Genomic DNA, 15,791 nt, shown 5'->3' with positions numbered 1-15,791 from the left:
TAGGGCCCCCTCCCCCTAGGTCTATTCACCTGTCTGTTAAGGTCAACATGCCTTCTTTATTCAAACATACCAACTTTGTTCATTATTGGATTGGACAAATTGCCTCATCCTTTGCTTTTCAAATGCTCACCGTAGGCATTGGCTGGCAAATGTACAACTTAACAAACAGCCCGATGGCACTGGGTTTGGTGGGATTATGTCAATTTCTCCCGCAATTAACCCTGACACTCGTCGTGGGGCATATGGCAGATCGCTATAACCGACGCCTTATTTGTGTTTTCAGCCGACTCATCATGACCATGACAGTGGCTGTATTGGCCATCAGTAATATAACGGATCATATTTCCGCCACCATTATCTACAGTTGCGCGGTCATGTTGGGAGCTGCACGCGCCTTTGAAATGCCGGCTAACCAAGCCATTCTTCCCAATCTAGTCCCTGAAGCTCTGTTATCTCGTGCCATGAGCGCCATTGCCTCAGCCCGAGAAATTTCAGTCATTGCAGGACCTGCCCTCGGTGGATTAATTTACCTATTAGGGCCAACAACCTTATATTCCACCAGCAGTCTCTGTTTTTTGCTGTCCAGCGTGATCATGTTCTTTCTACACTATAACTTTGTTGTCAAAGCAAAAGCGCCTATTAATATGACCCATCTATTAGGCGGGCTACGTTTTGTTCGCAACAATAAGGTTATTCTTGGTTCCGTATCACTGGATATGTTTGCGGTATTATTAGGTGGGGCCACCGCATTACTTCCAATTGTCGCAAAAGATATTTTGCATACTGGGCCTTGGGGATTAGGGTTATTACGCTGCGCACCAGCACTCGGTGCATTATTAGTGTCAGTTTATCTTTCACGTCGACCACTTGAACACAGTGTCGGTAAGATTATGTTTGCCGCCGTCGCATCATTTGGCGTGGCCACCATTTTATTTGGCTTATCTAGCACACTCATTCTCTCTTTGGCGGCTCTCACTTTGATGGGTGCATCCGATATGATCAGTGTGGTCATTCGCTCTACTTTAATTCAAATAGAAACCCCAGACGATATGCGCGGACGCGTCAGCGCAGCCAACTCAATTTTTATTGGTAGTTCTAATCAATTAGGAGAGTTTGAATCTGGGGTGACCGCCGCTTGGTTTGGGGTTATCCCAGCCATTTTAATTGGTGGTATAGGTACCATTGCCGTTGTGGGTATCTGGATGTATCTATTTCCTACCCTTGTACATCGCAACCGTTTGGAAAAAGATAACACTTGAACCAACATCGACTCTATTTAAAGAGGCGTTTTTTCTTTTTATCGATTCGCTTCCAAGTCCAACTAGGTGGCTCGCCTTTCAACCAATAAATCAATAACAAAATCACAGTGGCGATACCAACCCCCACGCCCCACTCTTTCAAAGTGACTTTGGGATCATAACTGACACTAATAACCCCAATCACAGCAAAATAAACTACCAGTACAGCCCAGCCTTGCCATGCTGTTGGCTTTCCCCATCCCCAGCCATTTTTCTTAGCGGGAAACCACGTATTTTTACTCTTCTTTTGCACTGCGACCTTTCCATCAATTAGACGATAACTGTTCTATAAACGATAAAGCCCACAAGACTTACCTTTAGCCAGACCTTATACCAAAATACATAGAACAGATAGAAAAAGAGCCTACACTAGGTAGACTCTGTAAGCATTCCCTACGCACAGAAGACTACACTATTGGCTCGATAAAAACTCACCACGTGTTTTGTCACTGCTCTTAAACAAACCGCCTAAGGCCGTTGTTTGCGTGGAAGAGCTGGCATCCATCACACCGCGGGCTTTAACACAGTAATGCACAGCATCAATGCTAACAGCCACATTGTCGGTTTCCAGCAAGGCTTGCAATGTGACCAAAATTTGCTGAGTCAAACGTTCTTGTACTTGCGGACGCTGACCGAAAAAGCGCACAATACGGTTAATTTTCGACAACCCAATGATCTTATTTTTTGGCAAATAAGCCACCGTTGCCATACCATCGATCGTTACAAAATGATGCTCACAAGTACTGGTAAAGCTGATATTACGCACCTTTACCATCTCATCGACTTTCATCTTATTTTCTATAACAGTGATCTTTGGAAAATTCGAGTAATCAAGACCAGAGAAAATCTCACGCACATACATTTTAGCGATTCGATGCGGCGTTTCCGCCAAACTGTCGTCGGTTAGATCCAAACCTAACGTGCCAACAATATCTTCAAAGGCGTACTTTATACGCTGATATTTCTCTTCAGAGGTCAAACCGTTATCAATCATCGGCGTCTCAAGACCACTCTTAATGAGAGCATCACGAACTTTGTGCGCTTCTTCTGAAAGCCCTAAATCACTTACTTTTGCTTGTTCTGCTACAACAGATTTCATATTGATGTCCTAAGTTGCTGTATCTTGTCAGATGACACGGAGGCGAGTTGATCGGCCCCAGCTAGACGACTCTTTACTGCCACTAAACAAGGTGTCTACCTCCATCTAGCGACAAGGTTCTCCCTGTCATATAGCGATTTTCTAAAATGTACTTTACAGCCAACACGCCTTCTTGCTCACCCGGTTCTTGATGTAAAAGTGACTTATTCAAAGCCTGTTGACGATATTCTTCATCGTCTTCTGGATTAAACATCAAAAGAGAAGGCGCGATCGAATTCACATTGACCAAGGGAGCATAACGCTTAGCAAAAGAGCAAGTTAAGTTAGCAAGCCCCGCCTTACTCGCCGCATAAGCAATATGCTTACCACTGCCTTTTTCAGCCACATAATCCGTCATATGAATTATATCGGCTTTTCCTTTACGCACAGAGCCTGCAGATAATAAAGCTTCGAATGCCAGATTCATACGGTACGGCGCAAATACATGCACATACCACATTCTTTCCATTAATTCGCTGGGATCAATATCCTCTGCCTCAGACTGCCAGTCGGAGGCATTATGAATGATCCCCCGTAACGCATTATAACGCTGCTGAATTTGCGCGATGAACTCATCTACTCCTGATTGGGAGGAGAAATCAGCTCGAATACAATGCACCCCCCTCTCTTCTAGTTCAACAATACTCGGTTTGTTGCGGCGATAAGTAATCACCACTTGATGGCCGTCTTCGACCAAGGCTTTTGCACAGGCTAATCCCAATCTCTGTGCGCCTCCTGTAATAATAATCGGCACGTCATGTATCATGTAAGTCCATTCCCATTGAGTAATATTTGTGAGCCATAGAAAACCATATTACCAATATCATAGTATTCTTAATAATACGCTACGGATAATAATGAAAAAAAGATCATCCGTTCTCCTAAAATGTGTCTAGTTGTCTACAAATTAAACTAGAATACAGAGAGAAAGCTAATGGATACTTACCATGTCAAATAGAATAGCAAAAAAAAGATACGCAAATGAATGAGTTCTATCTATCAACATCATAGAAAGGAAAAGAACAATGGAACACCAGCCACCAAAGCACCTGAATTCTTCTAGCATCCCTCAAGAGGCGTTTGATTGGTACGATGAGTATGCCCACGGTGACATTGATCGACGTACTTTTTTATCGAAACTCGGTACACTGGGCATGGCAGGGCTGTCTTTATCTGTTATTACGGGGGCCTTAATACCCAACTATGCGTTAGCTGAACAAGTCTCTTTTAATGACCCAGACATTACGGCCAGCTACTTGGAATTTGACAGTCCAGCCGGATACGGCAAAGGACGTGGTTATTTTGTTGTGCCTAAAGGCATTAGTCAGGACAACCCCGCGCCCGTCGTCTTAGTGGCCCATGAAAACCGTGGACTTAATCCGTATATCAAGGACGTCGCTCGACGCCTAGCAAAAGAGGGATTTGTTGCTTTTGCACCCGATGCTTTGTTTCCCATTGGAGGCTACCCAGGTAATGATGACGAAGGGAGAGCCATGCAAAAAACCTTAGACGGTAGCAAAATAGAAAAAGATTTTATGAGTGCGGCTGTCATGCTAAAGCAGCATTCTCTGAGCTCTGGCAAACTTGGTATGGTGGGATTTTGCTATGGTGGGTATTTAACCAATACATTGGCCGCCTTTATGCCCAATACGCTGGATGCAGGCGTACCTTTTTATGGCACCCCAGCCACCTCCCATCTTAAACAGATTCGAGGGCCGTTAATGCTGCATTTTGCCGCACTCGATAAACGTGTCAACGCAACTTGGCCTGACTATGAAAGAAACTTAAAAGAAAACAAGGTGAATTACACGGCCTACACTTACCCCAACGCAAATCATGGGTTTCATAATGACTCAACAGCACGTTATCAAAAAGACAGCGCCGAGCTGGCTTGGTCTCGAACCATTGCCTTTTTTAAGCAACATTTAGCGGCCTAACAATCTAAGCTTAAATACAAAAATGCCCGAGACATCATCGGGCATTTTGGTCATTGATATGTTTTTCGTTTCTACGGGAGTGTTAATTACCAAAACCGATGACGTCATCAAGGGAAAGGCCTTGTTTGTCCATCATCAAACGTAACTTACGTAATGCCTCAACTTGAATCTGTCTGACTCGCTCACGGGTTAGACCTATTTCTGCACCAACATCTTCCAGTGTACTTGGTTCATAACCTCGTAAACCAAAACGTCGCGCAATAACCTCACATTGCTTGTCATTCAGTTCATTTAACCAACCCTCAATGCTCTTTAAGACATCCCCTTCTTGGCGGTCCTCTTCTGGACCTTGGTGGTTGGTGTCGGCAATCACTTCCATTAAACTTTTATCGTTATCGTCCCCCCCGCCAACATAAGAGTCAATGGAACTGATGCGCTCATTTAGTCCCAGCATTTTTTGCACATCCGCAACGGGACGATCCAGCATTTCTGCAATTTCTTCAGGACTTGGCTCATGATCCAGCTTTTGCGTCAATTCACGTGCCGCACGCAAATAAACATTCAACTCTTTCACCACATGAATCGGCAAGCGAATCGTACGAGTCTGATTCATGATCGCCCGCTCAATGGTTTGACGAATCCACCAAGTCGCGTAGGTAGAGAATCGAAAACCGCGTTCAGGATCAAACTTTTCAACCGCTCTGATCAACCCCAGATTCCCTTCTTCAATCAGATCCAACAAAGACAACCCACGATTCAAGTAACGTCTTGAAATTTTCACAACTAAACGTAAGTTACTGACGATCATTCGTTTACGGGCACTTTCGTCTCCTTTCAGAGAAAGGCGTGCAAAATACACCTCTTCTTCCGCTGACAACAAAGGAGAAAAACCAATCTCACTCAAATAAAGCTGAGTAACGTCTAAACTTTTGTTGGATTCATCGTTGGCATATCGAGCGTTCACGGCAGAATCAAAATCGTCATCACTGTTATCGTTCTCAATACCCTCAATATCATCATCCACCAAATCTAGATCAAAATCCAAATTGGCGAGCGTTTGAGTTGTTTTACTTGTATTTACATTTACTGTTTTCATTTTTATCCCCTCCTCGCCCAGCGTGAATTATTATTGTCTGGGAAGTATTTTTAGTGGATCCACTGGTTGACCATCACGCCTAATTTCGAAGTGCAAAAGAGGTCTATCATTACCCTTGCCACCGATAATAGCCAAAGCGTCGCCCGCTTTCACATGCTGCTCTTCCTTCACTAAAATCCGTTTGTTGTACGCATAAGCACTGAGGTAAACATCGTTATGTTTCACTATCACAAGGTTTCCATAACCAATTAAACCACTGCCCGCATATACAACTGTTCCGTCGGCAACTGCTTTGACCAATTCACCTTTTTGCCCTTTGATGTCTATACCTTTACTACTAACGCCGTTACTTGAAAAGCCCTTTACAACTTTCCCGACGAGTGGCCATTGCCAAGAGGTCACTTTTTCAGAGTTTTGTATATGAGAAGAGGATTTTTTTTCAGGGATATTCACCTTTTTTTGCAGGGTAATATCGGAAGGTGAAACGCTAGGAACCCGAGCTGTTTTCGCTACAGCTCGTGTTCTTGACGAGGATCGACTAGACTGAGAAGAGGCACGACTGGCTGTTCTTGAAGCTCTCTTCTCTAACCATATTTTTTGCTTAGGATAAATCGTATAGGGGGGACGAATATGATTTAATGCAGCCACCTCTCGATAATCTTTACCATAGCGAAAAGCAATAGAAAACAAGGTCTCCCCGCGACTTACTCGGTGGTAACCAGAGCGAGGAACGGAAGACACCGAGGCATCATTGGCACCGTAAGAGCCTGTATTTTCATCTGGGAAGTTAATCACTTGATAAGCGCAACCAGATAAAGAAAAACACAATAGTATTACCCACTTAATTCTCCAAGCTGCAATGCGGGTGATACCACCTTTGGCCTCAAACTTATTAATAACCAACGTCCTCTCTTACCATCTTAACCGCCCTATCGCTAACACTCAGATACATTTGACTTTATTTGTCCGTGTTTCGTAAAAAAATGTAAGAAATGAGAAAAACGATCATAAAGCCGATAATCATAAAACCGAGTGGCAATAATAAATCCGTCGTAAAATGATACGAACTAGTGTGCCAAGGAAGAATTAAGTGCTCTTCAACAGGTAGTTTTTTACTGCCTATTTGTGTCCAAGAGTCCACCACTTTCCATGGCCATACCTTTACCAATGCCCCCACCATAATACCTATTAAGGCAGACAGGGTAAGCGACTTAGCATGCTCCAATAAGTATTGCAGAACTTTTGAAAAACTCAGTAGGCCAACTAACGCCCCCACGGCAAACACTCCAATCACCGCAAAATTAAAATCTTTCACAGCACCAAGAATAAAACCGTACATTCCCATCATTAACAGCAAAAAACTTCCGGAGATACCAGGTAGAATCATCGCGCAAATAGCAATGACGCCAGAAAAAAACACCATTGAGTAAGTGGTATTGACTTGAATGGGCACCACCAATGACAGAGACGCGCCAATGGCTATGCCCACAACAAGCGTCAGGAAATGACGCAAAGAAAAGCGTTCTATGTGCCCAATCAAGAAATAAGCCGATGCTAGGATCAAACCAAAGAAGAAGCTCCACACATATTCAGGATACGTCGCCAGTAAATGCGTTATCAGCCCCGCAATACCCACAATACTGGTTGCGATACCCGCCCCTAAAGACAACAAAAACGCCCCATCAAAATGGCGCCATAGTGCTTTAATATCGCCTTTTACCAGCATAGTAAGACTTTGTTTATTGACGCCACTAAGAGCCGCAATCAGGCGATCATACACACCTAGAATAAACGCAATGGTTCCACCTGATACTCCGGGGATGACATCTGCTGCCCCCATCATGACACCACTCATATAAATTTTAAGCCATTTAGGCATAGACTTTTCCTTCCAATAAGGGAACAAAATGGGCCGCTTCAATCGCTAAACGCTTCCAACGGTCTCCTTCTTTTCGCCAACAACCAATTTGTGGTGTAGGCTGACTAATCGGCATAATTAATATACCGTTTTCTTTTAGGCAATTGGTTAATGCAACCGGAACTTTACTCACCATTGCCGTAATAATGACAGCATCCATGTCGATTTTTTGTGGCCAACCTGCCTGGCCATCGCCAAACAAGTACTCCACATTGCTAATCCCCATCTCCTCAAGCCGCTGTTTGGCAAGCTTATGAAGCGTTTCCTGTCGCTCAATGGTGTGCACTTTATTAAAAAAGTGCGCCAATATTGCCGTTTGATAACCCGACCCAGTGCCAACTTCCAACACTCGACCAAGGCGAGCATATTCCAGTAACCATTGCGACATTCTTGCCACCGTCAAAGGCTGACTAATGGTTTGATTACGACCTATAGGTAAAGGCGTGGCTGAGTAGGCAAGATGGGAAAAAGCAGGTTCAACAAATTTCTCTCGCGGAATATTCCCCATCTTAGCCAGTAATGCCGGATGGTGAATACCCTGTGATTTCAGCTGTTGTAACATCTGAGAGGCACGAGACTCAGTCTGCTTAATCAGCCCATTGAGATTGTGTAGACTCATAGATCAAAAGAACGAACCCAAGCATCTAATGGCTGTTTTGCTTCATAACATGTCATGTCCGTATGAATAGGGGTAATGGAAACATACCCTTCTTGCACCGCATGGAAATCCGTCCCTTCTGAAGCATCATGAGGCTCTGATAAAGCGCCAATCCAAAAGCTTGGCAAACCTCTTGGGTGTTGTGCACTAATTGCTTCTTGTGCTCGTTGGCGATACCCTAAGCGTGTCACTTTTATCCCCTTTAACTCGCTATAAGGCACATCAGGCACGTTAACATTCAGCAAAATACCTGGGGCAAGGGTTAGACTCTTAGCATCGTCTAAGAGTTTCATGACAACTTCTGCTGCTGTCTCAAAATACGTATTTCCCACTAAGGAGACGGCCAGCGCTGGCTGACCAAGATGTCGGGCTTCCATTGCTGCCGCTACAGTACCTGAGTAAATCACATCATCACCCAGATTAGCCCCATGGTTGATACCAGAGACCACTAGATCCACCTGTCCATCAATCACTCCCGACAGGGCTAAATTCACGCAATCAGTTGGTGTCCCATCCACTCGATAGTATTTATCAGTTACTTTAGTGGGTTGCACTGGACGCGTTAGTGTTAATGAGTTACTCGCACCACTGCGATTGCGGTCTGGTGCGACCACCAAAATATCGTATTGTTCTTGTAAGGCTTGCGCTAAAGTATTAATGCCGACGGCATCAATTCCATCATCATTGGCGATCAATATTCTCATGGTATTTCTCAGCTGATTTGTCGGTAACATGTATCATTTCGCGTAAAATACTGGTGGCGAAACATCCTTTAGACAGGGAAAACTCAACAATGAGTTGAGTCTGTTCGTTGGACTTCTCAAGCAATTCCCAGGCCATATCAGTCGGCATCAGTCGCGCCAAGCGGCTCTCTCGACTTAAGCCAAAGTCAATTAAGGCCTGCATTAACTCCCCTTCTTGGCGAACGGATTCGATAATAACCGCTTCTCGCTGTGCTCCGGTGCCATCTTGCCAACCTTCGCAAATCAACGGCAGAACGGGATGCACGTTACCTAATACCGCTTGTAAATGCATCGACGCCGTCATTTCTTTCAAGCGAAACTGCTCATCACGGCCTTGATGTTGGACAATATCGCCATCACACAATCGACACCACATGCCATTTCTAACCTGTGCGCTCAGCGCTTCATTGAAGAACCAAGAGCGAATAGCAGATAGCCAAAAACCTTCTGTTTTAGAAAGCTTTCTTTTGCTTTGCCGCCCTTTGAACACAAAGGGTTTGCCATTATGCAAATTATTGCCGTTAATACCAAAGCGTTGCGCGCCATAATAATTCGGTACACCACTCATTTTAATCAGCTCAAGGCGGCTTTTCAGATCCTCCAAATCGCCTTTGATGTCGCGAATGCGCAGCACAAAACGATTACCAACATGGGCACCTGTGCGCAGTTTTTTAGAATGACGAGCTTGTGTGATCACTCGAACCTTTTCAGGTTCACGGAATGCTTCTTGAATATTGGTTAAATCCGGCTCTTTATTAATCATATGCAGACAAAACCACTGACGAGTACAAGCATGACGATCTTTCACGCCACTATAAGTGACTTTATTCGCAGCGATACCTGCCATTTGCGCTAAACGTTTAGCTAAGAAGTCCGTATTAATACCCTGTTTTTCAATAAAAACAAAACAAAACTCACCATGACCATCAGGTTCAAATCCCAACTGTTCTTCCACAAAAAAGTCTTGTACTGTGGTTTTTAAATCGCCCGTCACTTTGGGGGTGGACCAAGCGTACTCCCATTGGGTATTCATTCACTACCTACTTTGCGGTTTTATTCTGGTTGGATCCATCACATCATGCAAAACATAAGATGATGCTATTTGCTGTTATCAGATTATGCTGGCTGGTAAATAAGCGCTACCGCTTCCACAGCAATGCCTTCTTTGCGTCCCGTAAAACCGAGCTTTTCTGTCGTTGTTGCCTTCACATTGACCGCCCCGATATCAATTGAAAGATCCTCTGCGATGTTCGCCCGCATCGCATCGATATGCGGACGCATTTTGGGCGCTTGGGCAATAATGGTTACATCGACATTACCTACGGAAAAACCTAGCTTTTGAATTTCTTGATACGCCTTTTTTAATAACAAGCGGCTATTCGCACCTTCAAAAGCCGCATCAGTATCTGGAAAGTGTTTCCCTATGTCGCCTAACGCCGCAGCGCCTAGCAGTGCATCGGTTAAGGCATGCAACACCACGTCACCATCAGAGTGGGCAAGCAAACCTTGCGAGTAAGCAATACGTTCTCCTCCCAAAATAATGTGGTCGCCTTCTCCAAATTTATGTACATCAAAACCATGACCTATCCGAAAAGGCACCATGACAATTCCTCCTATCTATATCTCTATTTGCTGATTGAGTTAATATTATGCGAGACGAGCGCTTCTGCAATAAACAAATCTTCTGGAAAGGTCACTTTGATGTTTGTGCTTTCCCCCAGCACGAGATCAGGCTGCCACCCAGTATATTCCATCGCAGAGCATTCATCGGTAATCGCCACGCCCTGTGTCTGAACATTCCGTAACGCCTGTAGCAAATCACTGGCAGGAAATTTTTGTGGCGTTTGAGCCAGCCAGATAGCATCGCGGTTGAGTGTAGCTTGTATCTTACCATTAGCTTTTTGTTGCTTAATCGTATCCCGAGCAGGCATCGCCAAAATAGCCCCTTGGACACCTTGATGTAAAATGATACGTTCTAGTGCACTTTGGCTTAATAATGGCCTTGCAGCATCGTGTACTAACACATCCTGCTCAGTAACCTGTTGAGCTTGCAATAAATATTCTAGTCCCTTTAAGACGGTATCCGAACGCTCCATACCTCCGTGATAAGTAAACACACGGGGGTGACTGACCCATGAGGAGTCCGCCCAGTACCCATCCTGCTCTCCAAGCCCAACCGCAACCCCTGCTATCATCGGGTGGTTCACAAAAATAGCTACGGTACGATCCAAAATGGTTTTGCCCAATAGAGAGAGATATTGCTTAGGGCAATCAGCCTTCATTCGCTGGCCAATGCCAGCAGCGGGAATAATAACCCAAAGAGGTTGTATCATTTGTCGACTATCCGATAAAACACTTCGCCGTTTTTAATATATTGAAGATCCGTACGGATATGCTCCTCTACGGCCTCTTCTCCCGAGCGAAGATCATCTACTTGTGCTCTTAGTGCTTCATTACGCTGCTTAAGATGCAAATTCACACGCTCCTGATAGGCAATTTGTTTCGCCAATTCTTCTTGGCGCTTCACACCCTGATCACCGTAGTACAAATGATAAGACTGGTAGCCAATAGCCAATGCAAACAAAACAAATAATAAACGTGGCATAACGCCCTCAGCAGATAACAAAACGAGTCCCTATTATCGAAGGATTTCGCTAAAAACAAAATAAAAAAGGGAGAACAGAGTCCTCCCTTTTTTAAGTTTTTACAAATTATGCCTGACCTTTAATCTCAGACAAGCCTTTATATGGCGCTTTACCACCCAGTTGTTCTTCAATACGTAGCAATTGATTGTATTTAGCCACACGGTCAGAACGGCATAGAGAACCCGTCTTGATTTGACCAGCGGCTGTGCCGACGGCCAGATCGGCAATTGTGGCATCTTCTGTTTCACCTGAGCGGTGAGAGATGACAGCGGTGTAGCCTGCATCTTTCGCCATTTTGATCGCTTCCAATGTTTCGGTCAAAGAGCCGATTTGGTTAAATTTGATCAAAATAGAGTTGGCAATACCGTTATCGATACCGCGCTTTAGAATCTTCGTATTGGTTACGAACAAATCATCACCCACTAGTTGGAGTTTATCACCCAATAGTTTTGTTTGATGTGCAAAGCCGTCCCAGTCAGACTCATCAAGACCATCTTCAATGGAAACGATGGGGTACTGGTTAGCAAGATCCTGTAGGAAAACGTTAAACTCTTCTGAAGTGAACTTCTTACCTTCACCTTTAAGGTCGTAGATGTTGGCCTCTTTGTCATAGAACTCAGACGCTGCACAGTCCATCGCCAACGTGATGTCCTTACCAAGCTCATAACCTGCGGCAGCCACCGCTTCTTTGATAACAGCAAGTGCTTCAGCATTGGAAGAAAGGTTCGGAGCAAAGCCCCCTTCATCGCCCACCGCCGTGCTCAAACCTCGAGCACTGAGTACTTTTTTCAGAGCGTGGAAAACTTCTGCACCATAGCGCAATGCTTCGCGAAAATTAGGTGCACCAACAGGCTGAATCATGAACTCTTGAATATCAACGTTGTTATCAGCATGCTCACCGCCGTTGATGATGTTCATCATAGGAACCGGCATAGAAAACACGCCAGATGTGCCATTCAAATCAGCGATATGTGCGTATAAAGGCACTTTTTTCGAGATCGCAGCGGCTTTAGCAGCGGCTAAAGACACGGCTAAAATAGCGTTGGCCCCAAAAGTCGATTTGTTTTCTGTACCATCAAGCTCGATCATAATCTGATCAAGCTCTTTTTGTGCCGCTGCATCCTTACCAATTAAAGCGTCACGGATCGGACCGTTAACTGCAGCAACCGCTTTTAGGACACCTTTACCCAAATAACGGCTTTTATCGCCATCGCGTAATTCTAAAGCTTCACGAGAACCGGTAGAGGCACCAGAAGGTGCACACGCTGAACCTACCGAACCATCAGCCAAAATCACATCAGCTTCAACAGTAGGATTACCACGAGAGTCTAAGACTTCTCTGGCTTTGATATCAACGATCTGACTCATAACAAACCTCTTAAAATAAATGAAAAATCACAAACAGCCTATTTGCTCGACTTATTTTTCTTTACCTGCATGTTTCAATGCTGCATGAACAAAGGCACTAAACAGGCCGTGTCCGTACCTAGGAGTAGAGGTAAATTCTGGATGGAATTGACAAGCAACAAACCAAGGATGATCGGCAATTTCCACCATTTCAACCAAAGAATTGTCTTCTGAACGACCTGAGATCGTCAAACCTGCTTTTTCCAACGCTTCAACGTAGAAGTTATTTACTTCATAACGATGACGATGACGCTCTGTAATCACCGCTTGACCATAAGCTTCAAATGCTTTTGTGCCTTCAGTTAGATTACAATTCTGCGCGCCAAGGCGCATCGTCCCACCTAGATCGGATTCCTCTGACCGGATTTCTTTGGAACCCTCTGCATTAGTCCATTCAGTGATAAGACCAACAACTGGGTTCTCTGCTTTTAAATTAAACTCTGTACTGTGCGCACCTGCAAAATTAGCTACGTTACGAGCGTACTCAATAACGGCAACCTGCATTCCTAGACAAATCCCTAAATAAGGGACTTTATTCTCACGAGCATACTTCGCCGTGGTAATTTTGCCTTCCACACCACGCTCGCCAAAGCCGCCAGGAACCAGTATGGCGTCCATACCGTTAAGTATATCCGTACCATTTTCTTCTATTTGCTCAGAATCGATGTAGTGCAGTTTTACCTTAGTTCGAGCATGAATACCAGCATGGTCCATAGCCTCGATTAGAGATTTATAGGCATCCAACAGCTCCATGTATTTGCCCACCATGGCGATGTTGATCTGCTTCTCTGGATTCAATTTTGCTTGCGTCACTTTATTCCAGATACTTAAATCTGGCATATCACAATCAAGGTTAAAACGCTCAACAATCAAACTATCTAAGCCTTGATCATTAAGCATCTGAGGAATACGGTAAATAGTATCAGCATCAGGAAGGGAAACAACGGCGCGTTCCTCTACATTTGTGAACAACGAAATCTTCTTACGCTCAGGCGCTTCGATAGACACCTCAGAACGACACACCAAAATATCTGGCTGAATACCAATAGAACGCAGCTCTTTTACAGAATGCTGGGTGGGTTTCGTTTTGGTCTCACCCGCGGTACGAATATAGGGAACCAACGTCAAGTGCATAAACAAAGCTCGGTGGGAACCCACTTCAACTTTCATTTGACGCACTGCTTCCAAGAAAGGCTGAGACTCGATGTCACCGACTGTTCCGCCAATTTCGACCAAGGCAATATCTGCACCTTGAGCGCCCGCGATAACACGTCGTTTGATTTCATCTGTAATATGAGGAATAACTTGAACCGTTCCCCCTAGATATTCACCACGGCGTTCTTTCTTCAAAACATGCTGATAAACACGGCCTGTTGTGAAGTTGTTACGCTTGCCCATTTTAGTAGATATGAAACGTTCGTAGTGACCAAGATCAAGGTCGGTTTCTGCGCCATCTTCAGTAACGAAGACTTCGCCGTGCTGGAAAGGACTCATGGTGCCTGGATCTACATTGATGTATGGATCCAATTTAAGCATGGTGACCTTTAGTCCACGTGATTCAAGGATAGCAGCCAAAGAGGCAGCCGCTAAGCCCTTACCAAGTGATGAAACCACGCCGCCGGTGACGAAAATATATCGTGTCGCCATGAGTATTTAACCCGCCTTAAAATATGAAAAAGTGACATTTAATGATGAAAGGAATTACCCCTTCAGGACGGGAGGATATAATAGCATTGCCAGCCAGTTGGCTCAATGTAAAACACAACGGATTTACGTCAAGCCAACCGAATACGGTATAAACAAAGACAATATAGATAACAAGTGTGAGATAAGGCTATAAATCCAGCTCAATCACCGGGCTTTTAGAGCGCGAACAACAAGGCATAATAAGCTTCCCTTCGGTATGCTCTTTATCCGTTAGAAACACATCACGGTGATCGGGTGTGCCACTTATAACCCCCGTTTGGCAGGTACCACAGACACCTGACTCACAAGAGACGGGAACAAAGACACCATTGCTCTCCAACACTTGAAAAATCGTTTGATCTTCTGCCACGTCTAACAACTCGCCCGTGCTGGCAATTTTCACTTTGAACGCCGTATTGTCCACATCACCTTCTGCCAAATCTGGGGCCGTAAAATATTCACGATGTACTCGCTCATCAGGCCAACCTAGATTCTCTGCTTGCTGGATAATATGAGTGATAAAATCAGCAGGACCACAGACATACAACTCGCCGTCCATAGCATTTTGAGACAGTACATTGACCACATCCATACGACCAGATGTCGGTACTTGGCTATAGTGAAAATGCATTTTGTCGGAAAACGAACCAGACTCAAGCGCCTTAGCAAACGCAGCAGTGTCAGGAGACTTAGCACAATAGTGAAACTCAAATGGCAAGCCCATTTTGTGCAACTGCTGAGCCATTGGAAGCAATGGTGTTACACCAATACCACCCGCAATTAACAGGGCTTTGCGCTTAGTTTTTGCCAGTGAAAAATGATTACGTGGGGCACTGATATTCAGCTCATCCCCTATGTTTAGGGTGTGTACTTCTCTGGAACCACCACGAGATAGGGAATCTTTCAGCACCGCAATTTCATAATATTGAGGGTCTGACTGCATACGGCATAAGGAATATTGACGAATCAAACCACTTGGTAAATGAAGATCAATATGAGCACCCGCTTCATAAGGCGGTAAAGCAGAGCCGTCTTGACTACCTAAAACAAGACGTACAACATTCCGAGCTTCTTCTACACAATTTCTAACAACAACAGGAATCATTCATCCCCCTACAAAAAGCCGAACTAAGCAAAGGAAACTCATACATACCCTTTTACATTCTGGCTATAAGATTTAAATCACTCGTCTAAGACTTTTACGGTAGAAAACCACCTCGTTAACATACCGCAAAAGTCTCACTATTAATCTAGCTCACATTACG

17 protein-coding genes are annotated in these 15,791 nt (G+C 44.5%); 2 read left to right on the top strand and 15 right to left on the bottom strand.

Annotated elements, in window-relative coordinates; all coding sequences use genetic code 11:
* Nucleotides 1–47: 47 nt before the first annotated feature.
* Nucleotides 48–1,259 (top strand): MFS transporter, encoded by a 1,212-nt coding sequence (locus MSP8886_RS06400; RefSeq protein ID WP_067013872.1) that lies wholly within the window; start codon nt 48–50, stop codon nt 1,257–1,259.
* A 13-nt stretch (nt 1,260–1,272) separates the two neighbouring features.
* Here the strand turns inward: MSP8886_RS06400 and MSP8886_RS06395 are convergent, their stop codons facing one another.
* The 3 genes from MSP8886_RS06395 to folM form a co-directional block, all read right to left on the bottom strand.
* Nucleotides 1,273–1,551: a hypothetical protein gene (locus tag MSP8886_RS06395; RefSeq protein WP_067013869.1), complete on the bottom strand. Its 279-nt coding sequence runs from the start codon at nt 1,549–1,551 to the stop codon at nt 1,273–1,275.
* Nucleotides 1,552–1,710: 159 nt separating this feature from the next.
* Nucleotides 1,711–2,397, bottom strand: coding sequence for a GTP cyclohydrolase I FolE (gene folE, locus MSP8886_RS06390; protein ID WP_067013867.1), 687 nt, complete (start codon nt 2,395–2,397; stop codon nt 1,711–1,713).
* Between the two features lie 82 nt (nt 2,398–2,479).
* Nucleotides 2,480–3,202, bottom strand: a complete 723-nt coding sequence (folM, locus tag MSP8886_RS06385) for a dihydromonapterin reductase (protein ID WP_067013865.1) — start codon at nt 3,200–3,202, stop codon at nt 2,480–2,482.
* Nucleotides 3,203–3,461: 259 nt separating this feature from the next.
* On the opposite strand from folM, the gene MSP8886_RS06380 reads away from it, so the two are divergent.
* Nucleotides 3,462–4,373, top strand: a complete 912-nt coding sequence (locus MSP8886_RS06380; RefSeq protein WP_067013864.1) for a dienelactone hydrolase family protein — start codon at nt 3,462–3,464, stop codon at nt 4,371–4,373.
* 82 nt (nt 4,374–4,455) lie between these two features.
* Here MSP8886_RS06380 and rpoS read toward each other — a convergent pair whose 3' ends face one another.
* The 12 genes from rpoS to MSP8886_RS06320 all read right to left on the bottom strand — a co-directional run bounded on the left by rpoS (nt 4,456) and on the right by MSP8886_RS06320 (nt 15,631).
* Nucleotides 4,456–5,469 carry an RNA polymerase sigma factor RpoS gene (gene rpoS / locus MSP8886_RS06375; RefSeq protein WP_067013862.1) on the bottom strand — a complete coding sequence of 338 codons (1,014 nt, stop codon included), beginning with the start codon at nt 5,467–5,469 and terminating at the stop codon, nt 4,456–4,458.
* Between the two features lie 30 nt (nt 5,470–5,499).
* Nucleotides 5,500–6,372: a peptidoglycan DD-metalloendopeptidase family protein gene (locus MSP8886_RS06370; RefSeq protein ID WP_245659046.1), complete on the bottom strand. Its 873-nt coding sequence runs from the start codon at nt 6,370–6,372 to the stop codon at nt 5,500–5,502.
* A gap of 55 nt (nt 6,373–6,427) precedes the next feature.
* Complete coding sequence (locus tag MSP8886_RS06365; protein WP_067013860.1) at nt 6,428–7,348, bottom strand: DUF368 domain-containing protein; 921 nt, start codon at nt 7,346–7,348, stop codon at nt 6,428–6,430.
* Nucleotides 7,341–8,006, bottom strand: coding sequence for a protein-L-isoaspartate(D-aspartate) O-methyltransferase (locus MSP8886_RS06360; RefSeq protein ID WP_067013859.1), 666 nt, complete (start codon nt 8,004–8,006; stop codon nt 7,341–7,343). Before MSP8886_RS06360 ends, MSP8886_RS06365 begins: the two co-directional genes overlap by 8 nt.
* A complete protein-coding gene (gene surE / locus MSP8886_RS06355; RefSeq protein WP_067013857.1) occupies nt 8,003–8,749 on the bottom strand; it encodes a 5'/3'-nucleotidase SurE in 747 nt (248 codons plus the stop codon). Before surE ends, MSP8886_RS06360 begins: the two co-directional genes overlap by 4 nt.
* Complete coding sequence (gene truD / locus MSP8886_RS06350) at nt 8,727–9,821, bottom strand: tRNA pseudouridine(13) synthase TruD (protein ID WP_067013855.1); 1,095 nt, start codon at nt 9,819–9,821, stop codon at nt 8,727–8,729. Before truD ends, surE begins: the two co-directional genes overlap by 23 nt.
* A gap of 83 nt (nt 9,822–9,904) precedes the next feature.
* The gene (gene ispF, locus MSP8886_RS06345; protein WP_067013853.1) at nt 9,905–10,390 is read right to left on the bottom strand and encodes a 2-C-methyl-D-erythritol 2,4-cyclodiphosphate synthase; all 486 of its coding nucleotides are present in this window, start codon (nt 10,388–10,390) and stop codon (nt 9,905–9,907) included.
* A 23-nt stretch (nt 10,391–10,413) separates the two neighbouring features.
* Entirely contained in the window at nt 10,414–11,121 is a 708-nt protein-coding gene (ispD, locus tag MSP8886_RS06340) for a 2-C-methyl-D-erythritol 4-phosphate cytidylyltransferase (RefSeq protein ID WP_067013851.1), read from the bottom strand.
* Nucleotides 11,118–11,393, bottom strand: coding sequence for a septum formation initiator family protein (locus MSP8886_RS06335; RefSeq protein ID WP_067014532.1), 276 nt, complete (start codon nt 11,391–11,393; stop codon nt 11,118–11,120). Before MSP8886_RS06335 ends, ispD begins: the two co-directional genes overlap by 4 nt.
* Nucleotides 11,394–11,499: 106 nt before the next feature.
* Nucleotides 11,500–12,801 (bottom strand): phosphopyruvate hydratase, encoded by a 1,302-nt coding sequence (gene eno, locus MSP8886_RS06330; protein WP_067013849.1) that lies wholly within the window; start codon nt 12,799–12,801, stop codon nt 11,500–11,502.
* Between the two features lie 51 nt (nt 12,802–12,852).
* Entirely contained in the window at nt 12,853–14,487 is a 1,635-nt protein-coding gene (gene pyrG, locus MSP8886_RS06325; RefSeq protein WP_067013847.1) for a CTP synthase, read from the bottom strand.
* 187 nt (nt 14,488–14,674) lie between these two features.
* Nucleotides 14,675–15,631 carry a PDR/VanB family oxidoreductase gene (locus tag MSP8886_RS06320; RefSeq protein ID WP_067013845.1) on the bottom strand — a complete coding sequence of 319 codons (957 nt, stop codon included), beginning with the start codon at nt 15,629–15,631 and terminating at the stop codon, nt 14,675–14,677.
* Nucleotides 15,632–15,791 lie beyond the last annotated feature (160 nt).

Origin of the sequence: Marinomonas spartinae, from assembly GCF_900089775.1 — a bacterium.
Classification (GTDB): Bacteria; Pseudomonadota; Gammaproteobacteria; order Pseudomonadales; family Marinomonadaceae; genus Marinomonas; species Marinomonas spartinae.
Note: the sequence above shows the minus strand (reverse complement) of the source record. Positions and strands in the feature narration are given on the sequence as shown.

Bases quoted from the DNA above. Each gene is read 5' to 3' on its own strand.
- MSP8886_RS06400 (WP_067013872.1), top strand. From the start codon at position 48: ATGCCTTCTTTATTCAAACATACCAACTTTGTTCATTATTGGATTGGA.
- folE (WP_067013867.1), bottom strand. From the start codon at position 2,397: ATGAAATCTGTTGTAGCAGAACAAGCAAAAGTAAGTGATTTAGGGCTT.
- folM (WP_067013865.1), bottom strand. From the start codon at position 3,202: ATGATACATGACGTGCCGATTATTATTACAGGAGGCGCACAGAGATTG.
- MSP8886_RS06380 (WP_067013864.1), top strand. From the start codon at position 3,462: ATGGAACACCAGCCACCAAAGCACCTGAATTCTTCTAGCATCCCTCAA.
- rpoS (WP_067013862.1), bottom strand. From the start codon at position 5,469: ATGAAAACAGTAAATGTAAATACAAGTAAAACAACTCAAACGCTCGCC.
- MSP8886_RS06365 (WP_067013860.1), bottom strand. From the start codon at position 7,348: ATGCCTAAATGGCTTAAAATTTATATGAGTGGTGTCATGATGGGGGCA.
- MSP8886_RS06360 (WP_067013859.1), bottom strand. From the start codon at position 8,006: ATGAGTCTACACAATCTCAATGGGCTGATTAAGCAGACTGAGTCTCGT.
- surE (WP_067013857.1), bottom strand. From the start codon at position 8,749: ATGAGAATATTGATCGCCAATGATGATGGAATTGATGCCGTCGGCATT.
- truD (WP_067013855.1), bottom strand. From the start codon at position 9,821: ATGAATACCCAATGGGAGTACGCTTGGTCCACCCCCAAAGTGACGGGC.
- ispF (WP_067013853.1), bottom strand. From the start codon at position 10,390: ATGGTGCCTTTTCGGATAGGTCATGGTTTTGATGTACATAAATTTGGA.
- ispD (WP_067013851.1), bottom strand. From the start codon at position 11,121: ATGATACAACCTCTTTGGGTTATTATTCCCGCTGCTGGCATTGGCCAG.
- MSP8886_RS06335 (WP_067014532.1), bottom strand. From the start codon at position 11,393: ATGCCACGTTTATTATTTGTTTTGTTTGCATTGGCTATTGGCTACCAG.
- eno (WP_067013849.1), bottom strand. From the start codon at position 12,801: ATGAGTCAGATCGTTGATATCAAAGCCAGAGAAGTCTTAGACTCTCGT.
- pyrG (WP_067013847.1), bottom strand. From the start codon at position 14,487: ATGGCGACACGATATATTTTCGTCACCGGCGGCGTGGTTTCATCACTT.
- MSP8886_RS06320 (WP_067013845.1), bottom strand. From the start codon at position 15,631: ATGATTCCTGTTGTTGTTAGAAATTGTGTAGAAGAAGCTCGGAATGTT.